This is a genomic window from Mesorhizobium sp. M2A.F.Ca.ET.067.02.1.1 (assembly GCF_004023285.1).
GTDB lineage: Bacteria > Pseudomonadota > Alphaproteobacteria > Rhizobiales > Rhizobiaceae > Mesorhizobium.
In genome coordinates this window covers 1-487 of sequence record NZ_RZSB01001404.1, presented here as the reverse complement: position 1 = coordinate 487, position 487 = coordinate 1, and the positions used below count along the sequence as shown (strand labels likewise).

The following is a 487-nucleotide window of genomic DNA, read 5'->3' as shown; positions in this document are numbered from 1 at the left end:
GGCGCTGGTCGACCTGAATTAAGGACGACTCTGACCTTAAATGCCGATGGCGCATCGTTGTAAGTTGGTGATGCCCATCGCGGCCTCACCGTCGCGTTTGGGTATTCAAGCGCGAAAGACGAATGGCAAGTGCGAGGGTTGAATGAGATTCGAACTGACCATGCTGGCCGCAAGTTGTGTGCTCTGTTTCATTCACATAGTTCTCGCCTCGCATTCGGCGAGCTTTCAGCGGGGTTACCGCTGGACGGCCAGCGCCCGAGACGCCGAAGTCCCTCCGCTCACCGGGATGGCGGGACGGCTGGAAAAGGCGCTGCGGAACTTCGTCGAGACATTTCCAGTATTCGTGGCGGCGGTTTTTCTTGTCCACGCGGCCGGCCGTGAGACTTCGCTCAGCGAGTGGGGAGCCGGACTCTATTTTTCGGCCAGACTGGTCTATCTTCCGCTCTACGCATTCGGTGTTCCCCTGCTTCGCTCGCTCGTCTGGAAC

Annotated in this window: 1 protein-coding gene; it reads left to right on the top strand. The window is 58.7% G+C overall.

The window, feature by feature from the left end; all coding sequences use genetic code 11:
- Positions 1–160 precede the first annotated feature (160 nt).
- Positions 161–487 (top strand): MAPEG family protein (locus EOA28_RS38055; protein ID WP_245501716.1); only part of this gene is annotated, 327 nt, incomplete at its 3' end.